The organism is Paenarthrobacter sp. NPDC018779 (assembly GCF_044391085.1).
Classification (GTDB): Bacteria; Actinomycetota; Actinomycetes; order Actinomycetales; family Micrococcaceae; genus Arthrobacter.
In genome coordinates this window covers 16,778-34,496 of the sequence record NZ_JBIRZS010000024.1, presented here as the reverse complement: position 1 = coordinate 34,496, position 17,719 = coordinate 16,778, and the positions used below count along the sequence as shown (strand labels likewise).

Sequence of the window (17,719 nt, the reverse complement as noted above, 5' to 3'; positions counted from 1 at the left end):
AACAATCGAGAGTGCCGACCGATCAACATTTATGACTGGCGACATGCGCTTTTCGCATGCGGCGTGGAACGATTGGCTGGAGACATGCAGGGTCTTGGCCTATCAGCCGGGTCACGGGACATGGACAACAGCTGAAGTTGTGGTGTTCCCGGACTCGGCCGGCGAAGCAAGTTTCTTCGATGAAGAACATCTGGAACTTGATGCCGACGGTGAGTGGTATCCAGGCCAACGCCCTTCGAATGCGAGCGCGTGGGCCCAGGAACTGTATGCGTTTCCCCGAACCGTCGATAACATCCCCGCGTGGATGTGGGACATCTTCCGTGCCGAAGGCGTAACCCCGCCCATTTACAACCCGCAGTTCAATTCCGTGGACTGGAACAACCGGCGCCGCCCGGTCACGGACCGCGGAACCGACTTCTCAATGGAACCCACCATCATCGACCCGTCCAAGGAACCCGGGAAATTCGCGAGGTTCAGCAAGAAACTCCTGCGCCGTTGACGCAAGCGCCGTTGACGCAGGCATGGGGTGACACGACGGCCGCCGGGACCATTCAGTACCGCCGCAGCAGTTCCCGCAAGCCGTTCGCCGCAAACCCCGCGACGGCCGCAGCACGGTCCACTACTCCGTGTGCGCCCACGGGTTCGATGGATGCCAGGAGCCCCGCGGCATCTGCCAGGCTCATGGCCAGTTCGGCCGTTGAGTCTCCGATGGTGATGGTTGCGCGGCGGGAATCCATCCACGCGTCCGGGCCCGGATCATCGTGCAAAGTGCGCGTGACGGCGAGATCCTGCCACCCGCCGTCGAGCCTTACCCGGCCCCGATAGCTGACCTCGGACGCATCCGTTTCCACGCGTCCGTCGGCAACAAACGCCCGCCCGCCAAAACCGGGGTGGTCCACGTAACCGGTGAACTGCGGGGGTGCACCGGAGGCCTCGGTGGGAAGCACCACCGTTGCCCGGAATGTGAGCGGATCCCCGCCGATCGTGCCCTGCAGCGTGTCATTGAAGCGCACACCGGGCGCGGGGTCGGTCATGGCCGTGCAACTGGAATCCTTGGCGAGGCCCTCCGCCGTCATGGAGTCCAGGTACGCCCGGGCGTCGCGGTAGCCCATGCTCATCAGGGTGTCTGCGTCCACGCGGCCCAGATAGAACTCGGGATCCAGTGGCAGCGGGTGCGCAGGACGGATCACGTGCAGCACAAACTCGCGGCCCACGGCGGCAGCGGCCTCGAAATCTGCAAGCAAGGCGCCCATGGCGCTCATTTCGATCATGTGCACGTACTGCTCCAAGGGGCCGTTACCCCAGTACGGGGAGTTGCCGATGCACCAAATGAGCCAGACCTCGGTGGCTCCGCGGCGCAAAGCCTCAGCCACGTTGGCGTCCCGCATCCACACGGCGTCGGTCCAGATCTTTCCGTCGCGCCGGAGCGGTGTCAGGAAGATGGGCAGCCGCATTCCCGCCGCCATCAGTTCCGCGTCGATGTCCTTGGCGTCGATCGCGTGGCACCGTTTTTCGATGAACTCCACCACGTTGAAGGAACCCTCGACGGCGCCCGGTTCCGCGGCGCGGCCGCGGATAGCGGCGTCGTTGATCCCCAAGGCGGGGAAGACTTTGTCCAGGATGCCGTCGGCATCACCGATGGCAGGCAGCGACCACGGGCCCTTGAGGTAGTCGCCAAGCGGGAGGGCGGAGCCGAAGTCCTTGACGTCCACGCCGGACCAGCGCTGGCACATTTCCCGCGCGGACACTCCGGAGAGCAGCATGCCGGCGGTCAGGATGCCCCCGGAGGCGGCGTCGACGTGCTGGAACTCAAGGCCCTCCTCCTCGAGGGCGCACATCGCGCCCGCCTGCCAGGCCACGCGCATGCCGCCGCCGGCAAGGACCAGGGAGCGCTTCACTGTTGCAGACCCGGTCCGGCACCCAGCCGGCGCCAATAGATGAAGAGGAGCACCGCGGTCGCGAGGTCAAAAAAGGCGACCAACAGCGCAATCGGCGAGAACACTCCGTTCAGCACCCCGATCCCGACGGCACCGAAAGCGCCCGCCTTCTGCACACCTGACCATAGGACGACTTCCGGGGACGGCACTGCATTGAGCAAGGTGTGGAGGAGGAGTCCGCCAACCACCACCATGAACATGCCCACGGTGCCGAACAGTTGGCGGGCCTCCGGCGTGGGATCGGCGCCGAGCAATTGGAGCAGTGGCCCGCCAAAAGGAACCTCCACCACGCCCGTGATCACCGTGATGACGGCAATCGCCGCGAGGACGGCGCGCAGCGGGTCTGCGATGGCCCAGGCCACCGTGCCCGGAGGGTGTGGCTTGCGGGACTCGGCGTGGGCGCTCATGAGAAGGACTCCAGGAGCCGTCCCCGGTCTACCAGCAGCCAGACCATGGCCGCCCACGTGAGCGTGGAGACGTAGAAGCGGATGTCGTTGAGGAGCATCCACCGTTGGAGGAGGGTACGAAGCTCGGCGTCGTCCTTGAAGTCGCCGCCTCGGATGCGGACATTGATGGGGATGATGATGCCCTGCCCCACCACCGTCAGCGTAATGATGCCCACCAGGCAGATGATGGCCGGGATGAGACGGATAGTGCCCCACTCAGACCACACCAGGATGCCCCCGGAGATGAACATGATGGGCACTACCACGGTGAAGAACTTGGTGGCTGCCCGGGTGGGGATGCCGAAGTGCATGTCCACGTTGTCCCTGGCCAGCGACCGCCAGGTGGGGTAGAGGAAGAACTTGAGGACCCACATGGTGCCCACGTACATGGTGGCGCCAAAGAGGAAGTACAGCGCGTTGATGAGCAGGAGCCAGTTCATAGGGCACCGTCCGCGGCCCGGTCCGCCGCGCCAGGGATCCTGCTGCGGTCTGGCGGCGCCAGCCATTCCTGTCCTTGGCCAAGGTCCGTGACGCTGTCCAGCATGTCCCCGCCACGGATACCGGCGGCCCCGGCTTCCGTGGGAGCGGTAAGGAACCAGGCTTCGTAGTGGTCGTCCAGGACGCCGTGGGCTTGGGGCAGCCAGGCGGTGAAGATCGGCTTGCTTTCCACCTGGAGCTTCTTCAAAGGTTCGACGCCGGGCGCGTCACCGAGGATGAGCCGGGCCTTGGCCTGGGCACCGAGGGCGATGTCGCCGCTCGCTTCAAAGTAGATGTCCGATTTCCAGAGCATGTTCCGGAACGCACAGTAATTGGAGGCCGCGAGTTTGAGTGGCAGGCCCAAGGGCTCCGGCCGTTCGATTTCGATGTAGCAACCCAGTTGGCCGTCCTTGTCGTACTGGGCGGAGACACTGGTATCCGTGACGACGAAGTCCAGGTTGGCCTGGTGCTTCGGCATACCCCAAATACCCTTCCCTCCCTTGACCGAGATCTCCGTGCTGACGGGGAGGTCCACCACGAACTGGCCGAGCTTGAAGGTCTTCTGGAAGAGCAAAGGGAGGATGGGTGGCGCCGGGCGGCTGCCGTGCGTGATGGCGATGGCCAGGGAGTATTCGATGTACTTGCCGATGTCCGTGGATTTGTAGTTGACCACGGTAACCACCAGCAGCCCTCTGCCGCCCAGGCTGAACGGCCGCAGTTCCGTGCCCGGGAGCACGGCGGCGGCGGCCCGTTTGTTGATGGGGAAGGCTGCCATCAGCACGGGCGAGTCGTCAGAGTTCACCGGCATGAGGTACTTGATGCCGTCGGCCTGGGCATGCTGGCCCCGGAGCCGCTCCTGACGCCTGGGTACCGGCGAGGGCATGAGCTTGAGCAGGGGACTGACCAGTTCGGTGAGTGTTTTCATGGGTTCAGCTCCTGCTGCCGTTGAGTTCACTGACGATGACCGGAAAGGTGTCCTGCCAGGCGCGTTCACCGAAGAACACGTCCAAGTGGCCGTAGCCGGGGATGAGGTGGAGGGAGTCCTTTCCGGGGCGGTGCTTCTGGAAGAACTCGTAGCTCCGTTGCTGGCTTTCAGGCAGGAAGCACAAGTTGTCCATGCCCGCGATGAAGGCAAACCGGGCGTCGGTTTGGGGAGCCTCGGCCTCGTAGTTGTCCGGCAATTCGGGATGGTCGCCCGCGGCCACCATGTGCCCGGCTTTGATGCTACGGCCCATCTCTTCGAAGAACGTGACTGGAACCTCGGCAAATTCGCCGCTGAGCCACTCGTGCGTGGCCTCGTCCAGGTTCTCGTGCGCCCACAGCGCGGGGCGGCCGCTGCCGTAGGTGAAACTGACCATTTTGCAGACCGTGTTGTCACACTCGTGGTGCGTGGCCTTGACCAGTCCGCGGATGGCCCGGGTGAAGTAGCCTTGGGACTTGTATCCCCAGGCGGGCGAAAGGTAGGGCGTGAAGACCTTCACCACGGGCGTGAGGTAGTCGATCTTGAGCCGCGAGAAAGCCGGCACCACGGGGTGCAGGGAGACGGCGTTGGAGACGATCGTGTCCACCTGCGGCAGGAGCCCGGCCACCGCGGACATGGTGAACGACGTGGACCCCTGGCAGTGGATCACGGCTTTCATGGTTTCGGCGCCTGTCGCCTTGAGGACATGCTCGACGGCGGCGGGATGGTCGTACACGGCGGCGTCGGCAAGCGTCCAGGACAGGGGATCGAGGTCGATGGATGCCCGCCAGTTCAGCATCCACACGTCCCATCCGTCTTCCAGAAGCACGTCCACGATGGTGGTCCGGATGGGCGGCCGGAACAGCTCGGCGCGGACACCCGAGCCGTGGACCAGCAACACGGGACCCTTGGTGGTCTCCGCCGGCGAGGTCACGTGGACCAGGCTGAGCGGGGTATTGTCCCGGGCACGGAACGGGATGACCTCGGTCCGGTGCTCGGCACGGGTGATGATCATGGTGCGGTTCCCTTCCGTGCGATGGTGATGGGTTCTTCAAGCAGCCGCACGGCAGGCAGGCCGGACTCCGGAACCAGCCGCGCGCCGTCGTTCGTGTCCTGGAGCCGCCAGTCGCGGCAGATGGTGTCAACCACCAGCGGGTAGACGGTCATGGTGCCGTCCGCCGCGACGTGGAGGCGGAGGAAGCCCTTGTGGTCCTCGAGGGATTGCCCGGACATCTTCCACGTGGACACTTCACCGCTGGGCGTGGACAGGATGTACAGCGCGAACGCCTCGCTGCCCAGCACCCAGCCGCCCGCATGGACCAAAGCCAGGGCCAGCAGCACCACCACCACGTCCGGCCACCCGCGGGGCCACGGAACCAGGATCACGACGGCGGCACTCACCGCGAGCGCGGACAGCTGGTAAAGCACGCCGCGGGTGAAGACCACGATGCCTGCCTTGGCGATGCCGAGCACTCGAGCCGTGAGCACCGTGATTCCGAGGAGGAACGGTATGGCCAGGACCAGGAGCACGATGAGCAGGAGGGTGTTTCCGTGGGTCAGTCCACGGAGGCTGTCCACGAAGGATTCCCCGCGGAAGGCGCTGAAGACCGTCCAGGCCGTCAAGGCGGCCACCACATGGACGAACCCCATGGAGAGCCCGAAGCCGGGGTTGCGGGCTGGCAGCCAGGAAGGTGAGAAGGGGTTGGCCAGCCGTGGACCCAGGAGGTGGGAGTCGGACTGGCTGGGGTAGATGGTGGAGGCGCGGGTGAAGCGTCTGCCTGGTGCCGGGGTTTGGTTGCCGGTGGGAACGCTGGACGATTCACCGGGTTCGGCGGGGGCCGGTAGGAGGAGTTCGTTCGGCAGCCAGTGGGCGTCGGAGAGGTAGGCGCCGCCGAGGCCGCACGTGATGAGCTGGGTTTTGGCTGGTCCCGGCGCGGTTCCGTCTTCGTAGCGCGAGTAGTGGTGGAGGTCGCCAGTGAGCCAGAGCCGGACGTTTGCCCCGGTGGATTCGAAGTGGCCGGTGGTGGGGTTGAACCGGCGGCGGAGGTAGTCCTGTTCGAAGAAGTTTGCTTGGCGGAATTCGTTGGGCCTTTCGGCGGCGTGGGCTGCGTCGGCGTCAACCCAGAAGGGGGAAGCGACGCAGAGGATGATCGCGTCCCCGGGCTGCAACTGCAGTGTGACGTTGCGGTAGAAGTAGTCCAGTTGGGGTTCGTCGATGTATTGGCCCAGTTGGCTGTCCAATCCCAGCAGCCACCAACCCGGCGTGCCGCTTCGGCCTGGTCCTGGGCCTTCGCCGGTGAGCCTCACGGCGAAGTAGCTGCGGGATTGGATGGTCCGCCAGGCTCCGATGTTCCTTTGCCGGGTAAAGGTACGGATGAACGAGGTGAGGCCGTCGTACCAGTCGTGGTTGCCGGGGAGCGCGAGCATGACTGGAACCTCGTTGCGTGGCCCGCTCTGCGTTGGATTCTCTGGGTTTGGGGCGTTGTGTGGGCCCCGCAACGCAGGGTTCCGTTCGGGGAATGCTGTTCTGTAGGGTCCCACCATCCGGTTTTCGTAGGCCGCCGGCGACGCCACGGGGTAGACCTCGTCCCCGCCCAGCACCAGCACCCGGCCGCGGGGAAGGTCCTCTCCCGCTACCGACAAGGCGTCCTGCGCCAGCAACGACGCCACCGTGTACGTGGCGTCGAAGCCGTCCCCGAGGTCCGCGGTGAAGTCGAGCCATAGATCCTTGGCAGCGGCAGTGCGGTCAGGGCTGGCTGGGTGCCCTTGGTGGGCCGCGGACTCCGGGGTCCCGGCGAGCTCTCCTGCCGCAAGTTCACCCGGGCCGGCAAGTTCACCCGGGCCGGGCAGGCCGCGGCTGGTCACCGGTGGCTGGGCAGGTTGGCCGGGGATTGGGAGCTTGTCCAGGCGCAGGAGGTCGCCCGGGAAGCCGCCTTCAAGCTCGCGTTTGTCGCCGAAGTCCGCGAAGACCGTGGCCGCCATGACCTTCAGCGCCGTCCTGGCCAGGGACATGGGTGCGAGCCACCGGACGGCGGGCTGGGGAGTGAAACCCAAGAGGCCCCTGTGTTGGGCGAGCTCCCAGCTTTTCATCGCGTCTCAGCGGCCTGGGCGATTCGGCGTGCGGGATGATCTGAGCGGGAACGGCACACGCCGGATACCGCGCCCATAGACCTGCCACAACTCGCCTGCGAACAGCTGCATGAAGGCCGCCAAACCTGCAGCCGGAGCCGGGCCCGCCGCCCGGAACGTGGTTAATTGCTTCGCGAAATCGAGCGGCCGGATGTACAGGATGCCGGCCCCAACCACGCCTCGGTCCGCCACCACGGAGCCGGAACCCGTCTGCTGGGTGTCAGCGTCCGGCGGCTTGGTGTCGGCGTCCGGCGGCTTGGTGTCGGCGTCCGGCGGCACGTGCCCGCGAAGGATGGTCGCGTACAGGATGGTGGTGTCCGGCCAGAGGTCGAAGCCTGCCTCGTTGTGGATCTGCTTGTACCCGGTAAACGTGAACGGCGTGCCCCCGGGATCCCGCAGCCACAAGCGGTACAGCATGCGCCGGGCGGGGCGCCCGTCCGTGGATTCGTCCTCCACGAAGAGGTTGAACCACCCACGCTCCACGGGCATGCGGCCCCCGAAGTAGTCGGCCAGGACGTAGCCCTCTGCCTTGGCCGGGTGGGAAGGATCGGCGACAAACGCCTCTATGTCCTCGGCAATGATGGTGAGCTCGAACATGATCTTGCGGCTTCGGTCCCGCCCCAGCATGCGGCCCTTCTCCGGGTCGGACATGCCGGGACTGAACCAGCCGTGCATTTGTTCGGTGAACCGAACCGAGGTGGCAGTTGGCGGACCCGCTGCGGGCTGCGCCAGCCCGCGGGAGCTCGCCGGGGGAGCGTCGGTGCCGCCAGGAACCGCGCCCCCGGGCTGTTCCTTGCGCGCCCCTTTGCCTTTGGTAGCGTCAGGCGCCAGTGCCCGCGGTGCGCTCGCTCCGACGTCGACGACGGCGCCCGCCGCCTCTGCCTGCGAGGTCGCCGGACTGCCGTGGCCCGGGTCGGCAACTTCCGCAAGGGCGCCCTCCGCACCCGCGTGAGCCGAAGCCGCGTCCTCCCCAGCCGAGTCCTCCCCAGCCGCGTCAGAGGGCGCGATCCCGCGATGCCCGGATCCGTGTTGCCCGGCAGGCCGGCGTCGCCCACCGGCTTGGCCGCCGTCAAGGATCCGCGCACACGCCCGCTCGGCGAACGCCGCGATGGTCAGGGAAGGGTTGGCGCCGACGGGGCCGGGCATCGCCGCCCCGTCCACCACGAACAACCCGGGGTACCCGAAGACTTCGCCGTAGGAATCGCAGACGGCCTCGCCCGGATGCCGCCCGGACGGTGCCCCGCCGATCGGATGCACGGTGATGACGCGCTTGGCCCACCACAGCGGATTGTCCACGAAGTTCCCGTCCAGGTCCTTCGCGATGGACTCCATGGTTGACCGGACGCGGCCGAAGTACTCCTTGGACGTTGCCATGGTCCAAGCAATGGCCAGCCGCCCATCGTTCAGGGTCATGACACCGTCGGGGATGTCCCTGCCCATGCCCAGCAGCGGCACCGAACTGGACGACAACCGGCCATCGCCCAGCGCCGCGGCAAGGTCCGCGGAGACGTTGGAACGGCCCGCCTCGAACAGCCTGTCCTTCAGCAGGTGCCCGGCCACCCGGGCGGTGCGGATGGCAGCAGTGCGCAGTTGCGCGGTTTCCATGAGCCAGTTGATGAATGCCGGGTACCCTGCGTCCTCCACGTAGTAGCCGCGGCCATCGCCGTCGTCGTCATTCGCATCCGGAACCCTGATCGCCGTGGTGATCACCGGCCCCCGGCTGCCGGTGAGGGTCCGCACGCCGGGGCGGGATCCGTTGGTGGCCGGTGTTTTGGCGTCCATGATGAAGGTCAGGAGGTCGCCGTTGCCGCTGAACCGGGTGCCCAGGGTTTCGCTGACGGCGGGGAGCGAGCCACGGTTGCGCAGGAGCAGGAAATTAGTGCCGAACGTGCCCGCCCCGAGGATCAATCGGGAGCAATGGATGATCTGCTCGGTGAGGAGTTCGCCCTGGTTCTCCGGATGATGGACCACGTAACGGACCTCGTACCCGCCGCCGGGCAGGGGCCGGATGCCGCGGACATCATGGAAGGTACGGACATCTGCGCCTTTGGCGGCCGCCGCCGAGATGTAGTTGTGGTCCAGTGTGTTCTTGGCGCCTGCGTTGCAGCCGATATCGCATTCGCCGCTGAGCGTGCAGGTGGTGCGGACGGTGTTGGGGCCGTGGATGCTCCCGTACTCCGGCAAGGGCAGGGGGTGGTTGGTCCGCGGGTCTCCGCCCGGGGTTGGCGCGAACGTCACGGCGATCGGTGGGCGGCTGATGGACAAGCCCAACGTCGCGGCAGTACTTTCCATCGCCAGGGTCTTGGCCGTGTCCTTCCACGGATAGGGGACCGGCTGGAGCATGGCCTCGGCGGCATCGTAGAAAGGGTCCAGGTCTTCGCGGGTGAAGGGCCAGTTTTCGTAGCCGCCGCCCGGGATGGGGGACTCGTTCACGAACCACTTTTCATCCTTGCGCAGCAGGACGTTCGCGTAGATGAGCGAGCCGCCGCCCAAACCGCTGGACACCAACCCTTCCGTGCCGCGGAAGGTCCAGGCGTCGAAAAGCCCGTACAGGCCACGGTCCGGATCCCAGAAGTTCCGGCCCATTTCCGACGGCGACCGGGCGAAACTCCCCGGCGGATACGGCTTGCCGCGTTCCATGAGCACCACGGACTGCCCGGCCTCGGCCAAGCGAAGCGCAGCCACCGAACCGCCGAAGCCCGACCCCACCACCACGGCGTCGACTTTCTCAAGGGGGCTGCCGTGGCGTGCCCGATCGATGCCGGGCTCCTGCCCCGGATTCCCAGTGTTCGCGTACCCCAGACGAACCATGGCCGTTCCCCTCAAACGAGAGCTGACCTGGAGTTACCCGAACGTGGCCGGGCGATGCCTCCGCGGATTATGGCCCTTATGTTCCCACCGGTCCGGGAATCTGTCCATGAGGTGGAGTAATCCGGGTATAGACCATGTCGAAGTCGTGCTCCAGCGGTCCGCCGGGATACGTGCCACGCTCCAAGCGCGCGGTGATGGTCTTTCCGTCGTCGCTGAAGCGGCCCACGAAGCGTTGCGGCCAGTCGGGACCGTCCCTGAACAGCGTCCACACGCCGTCCCGGAGCGTCATGTCATAGATCCGGGCAACGCCGCGCGAATCAAAGTAGTGCTGCTGAAACGCCCCGTCTGAACCCGTTGCCCCGATCACGGAGACGGCGTTGGGATACTCCGGACGTTGCACCATGGATCGCTGGATCAGGAAGCCGCCGCCTTCCAGCCACTCGAACGTGGTCCTGCCCTGGGTCTCCGCGCTGGGAATGGTGGTTTTCCACTCGCCGACCAGGATGTTCAGTTGCTCCAACGTGGGTTCCGGTTCGCGTGCCATGTCAGTCCCTTTGTGGATGTGAAGTCGCGGATGTGAACAGGTTCAGCGTAGGACCCTCGGCATGTACCGCATAGGGTCGAATCATGGATCATCCCTCTCAGGTTGCCGTCATCACGGGTGTTGGAAGGCGGCGTTCGATCGGCGCTGCATTGGCCGCAGGCCTGGCACGCGATGGCTGGAACCTCATCCTCAACCATTGGAAACCCTACGACGACCGGCTCGGCCTCGAGGCGTCACCCGACGATGCCACCGCCATCGCCGCCGAATGCCGCGAACTGGGTGCCGCCGTCGAACTCGTCCCAGGCGACCTCAGCGATCCCTCCGTGCCCGCCGCGCTCATGGCTGCCGGGCAGTCGATGGGGACCGTGACCGGACTGGTCATGTCCCACTGCGAATCGGTGGACAGCAGCATCCTGACGACCTCCGTGGAAAGCTGGGACCGGCATTTCGCGGTCAACTCGCGGGCCACCTGGCTGCTCATCAAGGCGCTCGCGGAGCAACTGCCCACTGTCCCGTCAGGTGAGGTGGGTGCGCGGATTGTGGCGCTGACCAGCGACCATACGGTCCACAACCTGCCGTACGGCGCCAGCAAAGGCGCGCTGGACAGGATCGTGACGGCGGCAGCCGTGGAGTTGGCGGCCAGGGGAGTGCGCGCCAACGTGATCAACCCGGGCCCGATCGATACCGGCTGGATGGACGACGCCGTTCGCGGCTGGGCGGTAGGGGCCACTCCGGCCGGACGCCTGGGCACACCAGCGGACACGGCCAAACTGGTGCGGTTCCTGTTCTCCGACGCCGGCTCATGGATCAACGGCCAGGTCCTGCACAGCAACGGCGGCTTCAACGTGACCTGAACCCGTGACCATTCGGTTGGTCCGGTGGCAGGATGGGCGCATGAGCCAAGTTACCTGTGATCTCACCGTGTCCCTTGACGGCTTTGTTGCCGGCCCCAACCAGTCCATGGAGCAACCTTTGGGTGCCGGTGGCGAGACATTGCACCGCTGGCAGTTACAGGAGCGCGATACCAACGCAGCGGAAGTGGCCGGGATCCTCGAAGCCGGCGCGTACATCATGGGCAGGAACATGTTCGCCGGTCCTGGCGAAGGGGTATGGCCGGCCGATTGGCGTGGCTGGTGGGGTGAGGAGCCGCCGTACCATGCTCCGGTCTTCGTGCTGACCTCCCACGCCCACGAGCCCTTGGTCATGGAGGGTGGCACCACGTTCCACTTCGTGAAGGACCCTATTGAGTCTGTGCTGGCCCGGGCCCGCGAAGCTGCCGGCGGGAAGAACGTCGCGATTGCCGGTGGAGCGTCGACGGCCCGGCAGTTCCTGGCGGCCGGCCTCATTGACGAGCTGCGGCTCCACGTTGCCCCTGTGATCCTGGGAAGCGGGGAGCGCTTGTTGGACGGCGTGGGCGAGCTGAGGCTTGAGCCGTTGGACGTACGGGGGACCCGGCTGGTTTCGCACCTTCGCTACAAAGTGGGCTAGGGCATTTCCTGGTTGGCTGCTTCTTCGACCCCGTCAACGGCCGCGTCGGGGAAGTACGATCCCTCTGTTTCCCCGGCGGCCCACCATGGATCCGTGGCGTCCGGACCACCCGCGGCCGCGATCTCGGCTACGATGTCCGGGCGAACGGCGTCACCGTTGTTGTTGATGAGCCATTCCTGGGTGGCGGCCGTCAGCTTCGGCCACCAGTGTTCAATGGCATTCGGGGGAGTAGTCATAGTCGGGAGTCTCCCACGCCGGGGCCGCGTGGTCGATCCCTTGTACTGGGAAGGAAGTCAGCCTCGAGCCAGGCCGCTGATGATGGTGGCTACGGCAGCGAAGGCTGCCACGAAGGCCCAGTACTGCATGGGGAGGAAGAACAGGCTGTGCCGGTTGAAGTATCCCCGTCGCGCAGTCTCGGCTTCGTACTTCCACTGTTCTTCTGCTTGGGCATGCGCCTCTTCGATGGACCCCGGTGCGGCAAGGCCGGGGAATTGATACGCTCCCACCTCCACCATCCGGTTGAGCTCCTGGGCACGTAGATTGACGGCCTTTTCATAGGCCTCCTTGGGCATGGTCTGGTTGAACCATTTGCCCAGATACCAGATCCCCGCCGCTCCGGCAGCAAACCCCACCCCTACGGCAATCAAGTTGCCGTGCGACAGGCTGCCAGCCAAACCGCCACATACTGCAAACACAAGAATCACCAGGATTCCCCAACCTCTCCAAATAATCACTTCATTAGCGTAATTTATGGGGAGGGCTGCACTGGCCAGCTCGCATGCCAGCTCGTGGGAGAGCAGCCAAGTCGCTGCAAGCTTCCCAGCTCGCTCGCAGCGTTGCCGCGATCTCGAGCTCGGCCCGCCGGAAGCACACAATGTCCGCCACCCGCTGTACACTCAAGTATCGAACATATATTCGAATAAAGGTGTGTTGTGGGCGTGATAGTCGGCCCCCGTGTGCTAGATGCGGGCTTTTCTCTTGTGTCGGTCCTGTTGGCGCCGGTTCCGGTGGCAGCTGGGTTTCCTTCGCCCGCACAGGACTACTTCGATGGCCGGATCGATCTCAACGAGCACCTCATCAAGGACGTCACCAGCACCTTCGTGGTCCGTGTGACCGGCCAGTCCATGGAGGGTGCGGGTATCAGTGACGGCGACGAGTTGATCGTCAACCGCGCGCTGGAGCCGAAGGACGGGTCCGTCGTCGTGGCTGTCCTTGATGGTGAGTTGACCATCAAGAGGCTCCGCATTACGAAGTCCGGGGTGGTACTCCAGGCCGACAATCCGAAGTTTCCGGACATCCGGGTGGGGGCGTTGTCCGAACTGACCATTTGGGGTGTGGCCACCACCTGCCTTCATCACATTTGAGGAGGTCGCGCCGTCGATCGCCGGAGCACCAGTTGTGGCATGAACCTGCGGTCCGCGGGAGGTCCGTCCGGGTTGGTGAGTCGCTGCAGGGCAACCTCGCCGGCGGCCTCTCCAAGCTTGACGGCGTGCAGGTCCACCGAGGTCAGGTCGATCCCGTGCAGCCGCGCGGTGCGGGAGTTGTCGTAGCCGATCAGCGAGAGGTCCCCGGGAATGGCGATACCCCTGGCGTAGGCGGCTTCCCGCGCTCCGAGTGCCAGTTGGTCGTTGTGGCAAAAAAGTGCCGTCGGCCGGTCCGCTTGGTCCAGGATCCGGGCTGCGGCGCGTTCTCCGGAGTCCTGGGTGAAGTCGTCCGCGCATACCGTCTGCGGGACCAGACCGGCGTCCCGCATGGTTTGCTCGTAGGCGCGTCGACGCACCAGATGGCCGTCGTAGGCAAGTCCTGCCAGGTGGGTGATCCGCGTGTGCCCAAGGCCCAGGAGGTGCTCGGTGGCCGCGCGGGCGCCATGTGCGTCGTCCGAATAGACGCTGTCCACTCCTTCCACCGGTCGCGTCACGCTCACCAGCGGTACGCTCCGCGCCATCTCGTGGACGTCATGGTCCGGGTCCAGGAGCGTCGCGGCGATGATGATGCCCACCCGGGCCTCGATCAGCGACTCCAGCGCCCCGCGGTCCTCGCCGTCGGCAGACCGGGAAACGCTTAGGATCAACCTGTTGTGTTGCTGCGCCTTGTTGGGTTGCTGAGCGAGGGCTGTCCGGACGCCGCTGAGGATATCGGCGTAGATCTCGTTGCGGATGTCCATGAGGTAAAGCCCGACGGCGGAGCGGTGCTTGCGTGCCAGGTCGGCGGCTACAGCATTGGGCCGGTATCCGAGACGCTTCGCGGCTTCGAAGATCGCTTCCTTGGTTTCGCCGCTGACTCCGGGCGCTCCGCGGAAGGCGAAGGAGACGAGGGTGCGGGACACACCGACTTCACGTGCAACGTCACTCTGCGTCGCAGCCCGGCGCGGCTGGTTCTCGGATGCCATGGGGATCATCCTGCCATGAAGACAAAACCGAACAATTAAGGTCATTTGTTAGTTTGACCTTACATTTAAGCCTTTCGCGCGTTAGTCTTGTGTCAGAGCGGGAGAGTATGACCCGCAACACACTGACAAAGGAGTCCTGATGTCTGCTACGCAAACTCAACGGGAGAGTGCCCATAACGCGGCCCTGCCCCCGTTGACCAACGGCCCGCACCGCAAACGGTTGGGCCTGGTAGCGCTGGTCGCCACGTTCGGCGGCCTCCTCTTTGGTTACGACACAGGTGTCATCAACGGAGCGCTCCGGCCAATGACGGTCGATCTCGCCCTGACGCCCCTGACGGAAGGAATCGTCACCAGTTCACTGCTGTTCGGCGCGGCAGCCGGCGCTGTGGCCGGAGGCAGGCTTTCCGACGGGTGGGGGCGCCGGAAGACCATCATCCTCCTGGCAACGCTGTTCTTCGTCGGAACCCTTGCCTGCGTCTTTGCGCCAAGTTTTGAAGTCATGGTGCTGGGCCGGATCATCCTGGGCCTGGCCGTAGGTGGCGCCTCAACCGTTGTGCCGGTCTTCCTGGCGGAACTTGCGCCTTACGAAATCCGTGGATCCCTGGCCGGACGCAACGAACTCATGATCGTCATCGGCCAACTCGCCGCCTTCGTGGTCAACGCCATCATCGGCAACATCTGGGGCGAATTCGGCGGAGTGTGGCGCATCATGCTCGCCGTAGCAGCCCTGCCGGCCATCGCCTTGTTCTTCGGCATGCTCCGGATGCCCGAATCGCCGCGCTGGCTCATCTCCAAGGGCCGCACCCGCGAGGCGCTGGCTGTCCTGAAGACCATTCGCTCCGAGGAACGCGCCGAAGCCGAGATGGCCGACGTCAAGCACCTCGCGGACGAAGAGAAGGCATCCAAGGCCACCTCCTGGGCGGCGCTCAAGGACAAGTGGATCCTCCGCATCATCCTGGTGGGCATCGGCCTGGGCGTTGCCCAACAGCTGACCGGCATCAACTCGATCATGTACTACGGCCAGTCCGTCCTGGTGGAAGCCGGTTTCGATTCCAGCGCCGCCCTGATCGCCAACATCGCGCCCGGCGTGATCGCCGTCGTCGGTGGTGTTATCGCACTGATGCTGATGCAGCGCGTCAACCGCCGCACCACGCTGCTCCTCGGCTTCACCCTGACCACCGTCTGCCACTTCCTCATTGGCATCGCCTCGATCGTCCTGCCGGTTGGCAACGCTGCCCGTCCGTTCGTGATCCTGTTCCTGGTGGTGGCCTTCGTGGGCTCCATGCAGACCTTCCTCAACATCGCCGTCTGGGTGATGCTGTCCGAGATCTTCCCGCTGCATGTCCGCGGCTTCGCCATTGGCCTCTCGGTGTTCTGCCTCTGGATCGCCAACGCCCTCCTTGGCCTGTTCTTCCCCACCCTCGTGGCCGGTGTGGGCATCACAGGTACGTTCTTCCTGTTCGGCGTGGTGGGAATCCTGGCGTTGATCTTCATCTACACGCAGGTCCCGGAAACCCGCGGCCGCACGCTCGAAGCCCTCGAAGAAGACGTCACCACCGGCGCCATCTACCTGGTCCACAAGAAATAGTCGATACTTGCGAGGCGTCCCGCCTGCCAGCCCAGCGGGGGCCGGTGGGCGGGATGCTGGCGTTTAATGCCGCCTCAGGCCGCGTAGACCGTGATCGCCGTGGCCTTGATGACGAAGTAGGCTTCTGATCCTGGCGCCAGGCCGAGCTCGGCGGACGCTGCCGGTGTGACGTCTGCGGCGAGGTGGCCTGCCCGGACGCGGATCAGGTCGCCGTGGGGCTCCAGGTCCGTGATGGTGACCTTGAACGAGTTCCGGGGGCTACCGTGCTCGGCCGTGGGGTAGATCGAGACAGCCGACGGCGGGAAGGCTGCGGCGCCCGGGTTTCCGGGGAGGGCTGCCTCGTCCAGGTGGCCTGCGATCTTGAGGCCCTCGTTCGAGGTCAGGCCTTCATCGGTGATGGTTCCGGTGAGCAGGTTCAGTCCGGAAAGCCCGGCAGCGAACCGGCTGCGCGGCCGCTCAAGGACTTCGCGGGTAGGGCCCTGCTCAGTGATGTGGCCGTCCTCGATCACAACCACCCGGTCCGCCAGCATGAGGGCGTCCAGGACGTCGTGCGTGATGATGATTGCCATGCGGCCTGCGAGCACGCGCTTGAGCAGGCGACGCAGCAGGGGAGCAGCGTGGATGTCCAGGGCAGCCATCGGTTCATCGAGTAGGAGCAATTCCGGGTTGGTTGCCAGGGCCCGGGCTATGGCGACGCGCTGGGCCTGCCCGCCGGAGAGCTGGCCCGGACGGCGAGTGGCGAACTCTGAGGCGTCGACTTCGGCCAGCCATTGCCTGGCCGTTTCGTGTGCTTCCTTCCGGGACGCGCCGGCGGACCGCGGTCCAAAAGCTACGTTCTCCAAGACGCTCAGGTGGGGGAACAGCAACGGTTCCTGGGCGAGAAGTGCCGTCCCGCGCAGGTGCGGTGGCGTCCAAAGGTGCGTGCCGCCGTCGAGCTCGAACAAGGGCCTGCCTGCCAACTCTGCAGAGCCAGTGTCAGGGCGGAGGAGCCCGGCCGTAATGCCGAGCAGGGTTGATTTCCCGGCACCGTTGGGACCCAGAACGGCCACGGTTTCTGATTCTCCGAGGTTCAGCGAGACCTCAAAGTTGCGGGCGCTCAAGGCCGCGTTCAAGGTAAACGTCATGCCGTGGCCGCCTCGTTGACGGGCTGGGTGCGGTAACGGCGGTAGGAAAGCCCGACGACGGCGACGGCCACCGCGACCAGCACGAGGGAGAGGGCGACGGCGGCATCGGCGTCGGTTTCGCGTTGCAGGTAGATCTCCAAGGGAAGCGTCCTGGTGACTCCCTGCAGGCTGCCGGCGAAGGTAAGGGTGGCCCCGAACTCGCCAAGGCAGCGGGCGAAGGACAGGACTGCGCCCGAAGCGAGCCCGGGCAGGACGAGCGGAATACTCACTCGTCGCAGCACCGTGGTGGGGCGTGCTCCGAGTGTGGCGGCGACGGCTTCGTACTTGGTGCCCGCCGTGCGCAGGGCACCTTCGAGGCTGACCACCAGGAACGGCAGCGCAACGAACGTCTGGGCGAGGACCACAGCCGTGGTGGAGAACGCGATCTGGATCCCCGCTACTTCCAGGGTCCGTCCGAGGAGTCCTTGCCTGCCAAAGGTGTAGAGCAACGCGATGCCACCCACCACCGGCGGCAAGACGAGCGGCAGCAAGACAAAAGCCCGCAGCAGGCGTTGCCCCGGGAAGTTTCCACGGGCGAGTACCAGTGCGAGCGGCACTCCGAGCACGATGCACAGGGCCGTGCTGGCGGCGGAAGTACGCAGGCTCAGGCCCAGGGCAGTCAGCGAGGACTCCGAGGTGATGAGGGGGACGAACTGGGTCCAGTCGACTTTGGCCACCATGGCCACCAGCGGCAGCAGGACGAAGAGGCCGCCTGCTGCCGCGATGGCGTAGATCCATGGTGGGATGCCGGTGTACCCGGTTCTACGGCGTGATGGCATCCGTGAA

The 17,719-nt window shown here is 65.6% G+C and carries 18 protein-coding genes; 5 read left to right on the top strand and 13 right to left on the bottom strand.

All coding sequences use genetic code 11. From position 1 onward, the window contains the following. Window positions 1-43 precede the first annotated feature (43 nt). The gene (locus ACH488_RS18970) at window positions 44-499 is read left to right on the top strand and encodes a hypothetical protein (protein WP_397326103.1); all 456 of its coding nucleotides are present in this window, start codon (window positions 44-46) and stop codon (window positions 497-499) included. 52 nt (window positions 500-551) lie between these two features. Here ACH488_RS18970 and ACH488_RS18965 read toward each other — a convergent pair whose 3' ends face one another. The 8 genes from ACH488_RS18965 to ACH488_RS18930 all read right to left on the bottom strand — a co-directional run bounded on the left by ACH488_RS18965 (window position 552) and on the right by ACH488_RS18930 (window position 10,305). Then, window positions 552-1,898 (bottom strand): patatin-like phospholipase family protein, encoded by a 1,347-nt coding sequence (locus ACH488_RS18965; protein WP_397326102.1) that lies wholly within the window; start codon window positions 1,896-1,898, stop codon window positions 552-554. Then, window positions 1,895-2,344, bottom strand: coding sequence for a hypothetical protein (locus ACH488_RS18960; protein WP_397326101.1), 450 nt, complete (start codon window positions 2,342-2,344; stop codon window positions 1,895-1,897). The genes ACH488_RS18965 and ACH488_RS18960 overlap by 4 nt, the downstream gene beginning before the upstream one ends. Continuing rightward, window positions 2,341-2,823, bottom strand: coding sequence for a hypothetical protein (locus ACH488_RS18955; protein ID WP_397326100.1), 483 nt, complete (start codon window positions 2,821-2,823; stop codon window positions 2,341-2,343). Before ACH488_RS18955 ends, ACH488_RS18960 begins: the two co-directional genes overlap by 4 nt. After that, the gene (locus ACH488_RS18950; RefSeq protein WP_397326099.1) at window positions 2,820-3,785 is read right to left on the bottom strand and encodes an acetoacetate decarboxylase family protein; all 966 of its coding nucleotides are present in this window, start codon (window positions 3,783-3,785) and stop codon (window positions 2,820-2,822) included. Before ACH488_RS18950 ends, ACH488_RS18955 begins: the two co-directional genes overlap by 4 nt. Window positions 3,786-3,789: 4 nt before the next feature. Continuing rightward, window positions 3,790-4,836, bottom strand: coding sequence for an alpha/beta fold hydrolase (locus ACH488_RS18945; protein WP_397326098.1), 1,047 nt, complete (start codon window positions 4,834-4,836; stop codon window positions 3,790-3,792). After that, window positions 4,833-6,875 carry a hypothetical protein gene (locus tag ACH488_RS18940; RefSeq protein ID WP_397326097.1) on the bottom strand — a complete coding sequence of 681 codons (2,043 nt, stop codon included), beginning with the start codon at window positions 6,873-6,875 and terminating at the stop codon, window positions 4,833-4,835. The genes ACH488_RS18945 and ACH488_RS18940 overlap by 4 nt, the downstream gene beginning before the upstream one ends. Before the next feature lie 42 nt (window positions 6,876-6,917). Further along, window positions 6,918-9,761, bottom strand: coding sequence for a GMC oxidoreductase (locus ACH488_RS18935; RefSeq protein ID WP_397326096.1), 2,844 nt, complete (start codon window positions 9,759-9,761; stop codon window positions 6,918-6,920). Between the two features lie 76 nt (window positions 9,762-9,837). Further along, entirely contained in the window at window positions 9,838-10,305 is a 468-nt protein-coding gene (locus ACH488_RS18930; protein ID WP_397326095.1) for a hypothetical protein, read from the bottom strand. An 83-nt stretch (window positions 10,306-10,388) separates the two neighbouring features. On the opposite strand from ACH488_RS18930, the gene ACH488_RS18925 reads away from it, so the two are divergent. After that, window positions 10,389-11,159, top strand: a complete 771-nt coding sequence (locus ACH488_RS18925; protein WP_397326094.1) for an SDR family oxidoreductase — start codon at window positions 10,389-10,391, stop codon at window positions 11,157-11,159. Between the two features lie 40 nt (window positions 11,160-11,199). Further along, entirely contained in the window at window positions 11,200-11,793 is a 594-nt protein-coding gene (locus tag ACH488_RS18920; protein ID WP_397326093.1) for a dihydrofolate reductase family protein, read from the top strand. Here the strand turns inward: ACH488_RS18920 and ACH488_RS18915 are convergent. Then, on the bottom strand, window positions 11,790-12,029 hold the full coding sequence (locus ACH488_RS18915; RefSeq protein ID WP_397326092.1) for a hypothetical protein: 240 nt from the start codon (window positions 12,027-12,029) through the stop codon (window positions 11,790-11,792). The genes ACH488_RS18920 and ACH488_RS18915 overlap by 4 nt on opposite strands. A gap of 57 nt (window positions 12,030-12,086) precedes the next feature. Next, window positions 12,087-12,467, bottom strand: coding sequence for a hypothetical protein (locus ACH488_RS18910; RefSeq protein WP_397326091.1), 381 nt, complete (start codon window positions 12,465-12,467; stop codon window positions 12,087-12,089). A gap of 258 nt (window positions 12,468-12,725) precedes the next feature. On the opposite strand from ACH488_RS18910, the gene ACH488_RS18905 reads away from it, so the two are divergent. Beyond that, on the top strand, window positions 12,726-13,157 hold the full coding sequence (locus ACH488_RS18905; protein WP_397326090.1) for a LexA family protein: 432 nt from the start codon (window positions 12,726-12,728) through the stop codon (window positions 13,155-13,157). On the opposite strand, the gene ACH488_RS18900 is transcribed toward ACH488_RS18905, so the two are convergent. After that, on the bottom strand, window positions 13,148-14,182 hold the full coding sequence (locus tag ACH488_RS18900; RefSeq protein ID WP_397326089.1) for a LacI family DNA-binding transcriptional regulator: 1,035 nt from the start codon (window positions 14,180-14,182) through the stop codon (window positions 13,148-13,150). The genes ACH488_RS18905 and ACH488_RS18900 overlap by 10 nt on opposite strands. A gap of 139 nt (window positions 14,183-14,321) precedes the next feature. On the opposite strand from ACH488_RS18900, the gene ACH488_RS18895 reads away from it, so the two are divergent. Then, window positions 14,322-15,770 (top strand): sugar porter family MFS transporter, encoded by a 1,449-nt coding sequence (locus tag ACH488_RS18895; protein WP_397326088.1) that lies wholly within the window; start codon window positions 14,322-14,324, stop codon window positions 15,768-15,770. Between the two features lie 74 nt (window positions 15,771-15,844). On the opposite strand, the gene ACH488_RS18890 is transcribed toward ACH488_RS18895, so the two are convergent. Further along, window positions 15,845-16,894: a sulfate/molybdate ABC transporter ATP-binding protein gene (locus ACH488_RS18890; protein ID WP_397326087.1), complete on the bottom strand. Its 1,050-nt coding sequence runs from the start codon at window positions 16,892-16,894 to the stop codon at window positions 15,845-15,847. Next, entirely contained in the window at window positions 16,891-17,712 is an 822-nt protein-coding gene (locus ACH488_RS18885) for an ABC transporter permease (RefSeq protein ID WP_397326086.1), read from the bottom strand. Before ACH488_RS18885 ends, ACH488_RS18890 begins: the two co-directional genes overlap by 4 nt. Between the last annotated feature and the right edge of the window lie 7 nt (window positions 17,713-17,719).

Coding starts and splice junctions, on each gene's coding strand:
- ACH488_RS18970 (WP_397326103.1), top strand. CDS start 44: ATGCGCTTTTCGCATGCGGCGTGGAACGATTGGCTGGAGACATGCAGG.
- ACH488_RS18960 (WP_397326101.1), bottom strand. CDS start 2,344: ATGAGCGCCCACGCCGAGTCCCGCAAGCCACACCCTCCGGGCACGGTG.
- ACH488_RS18955 (WP_397326100.1), bottom strand. CDS start 2,823: ATGAACTGGCTCCTGCTCATCAACGCGCTGTACTTCCTCTTTGGCGCC.
- ACH488_RS18950 (WP_397326099.1), bottom strand. CDS start 3,785: ATGAAAACACTCACCGAACTGGTCAGTCCCCTGCTCAAGCTCATGCCC.
- ACH488_RS18945 (WP_397326098.1), bottom strand. CDS start 4,836: ATGATCATCACCCGTGCCGAGCACCGGACCGAGGTCATCCCGTTCCGT.
- ACH488_RS18935 (WP_397326096.1), bottom strand. CDS start 9,761: ATGGTTCGTCTGGGGTACGCGAACACTGGGAATCCGGGGCAGGAGCCC.
- ACH488_RS18930 (WP_397326095.1), bottom strand. CDS start 10,305: ATGGCACGCGAACCGGAACCCACGTTGGAGCAACTGAACATCCTGGTC.
- ACH488_RS18925 (WP_397326094.1), top strand. CDS start 10,389: ATGGATCATCCCTCTCAGGTTGCCGTCATCACGGGTGTTGGAAGGCGG.
- ACH488_RS18920 (WP_397326093.1), top strand. CDS start 11,200: ATGAGCCAAGTTACCTGTGATCTCACCGTGTCCCTTGACGGCTTTGTT.
- ACH488_RS18915 (WP_397326092.1), bottom strand. CDS start 12,029: ATGACTACTCCCCCGAATGCCATTGAACACTGGTGGCCGAAGCTGACG.
- ACH488_RS18900 (WP_397326089.1), bottom strand. CDS start 14,182: ATGGCATCCGAGAACCAGCCGCGCCGGGCTGCGACGCAGAGTGACGTT.
- ACH488_RS18895 (WP_397326088.1), top strand. CDS start 14,322: ATGTCTGCTACGCAAACTCAACGGGAGAGTGCCCATAACGCGGCCCTG.
- ACH488_RS18890 (WP_397326087.1), bottom strand. CDS start 16,894: ATGACGTTTACCTTGAACGCGGCCTTGAGCGCCCGCAACTTTGAGGTC.
- ACH488_RS18885 (WP_397326086.1), bottom strand. CDS start 17,712: ATGCCATCACGCCGTAGAACCGGGTACACCGGCATCCCACCATGGATC.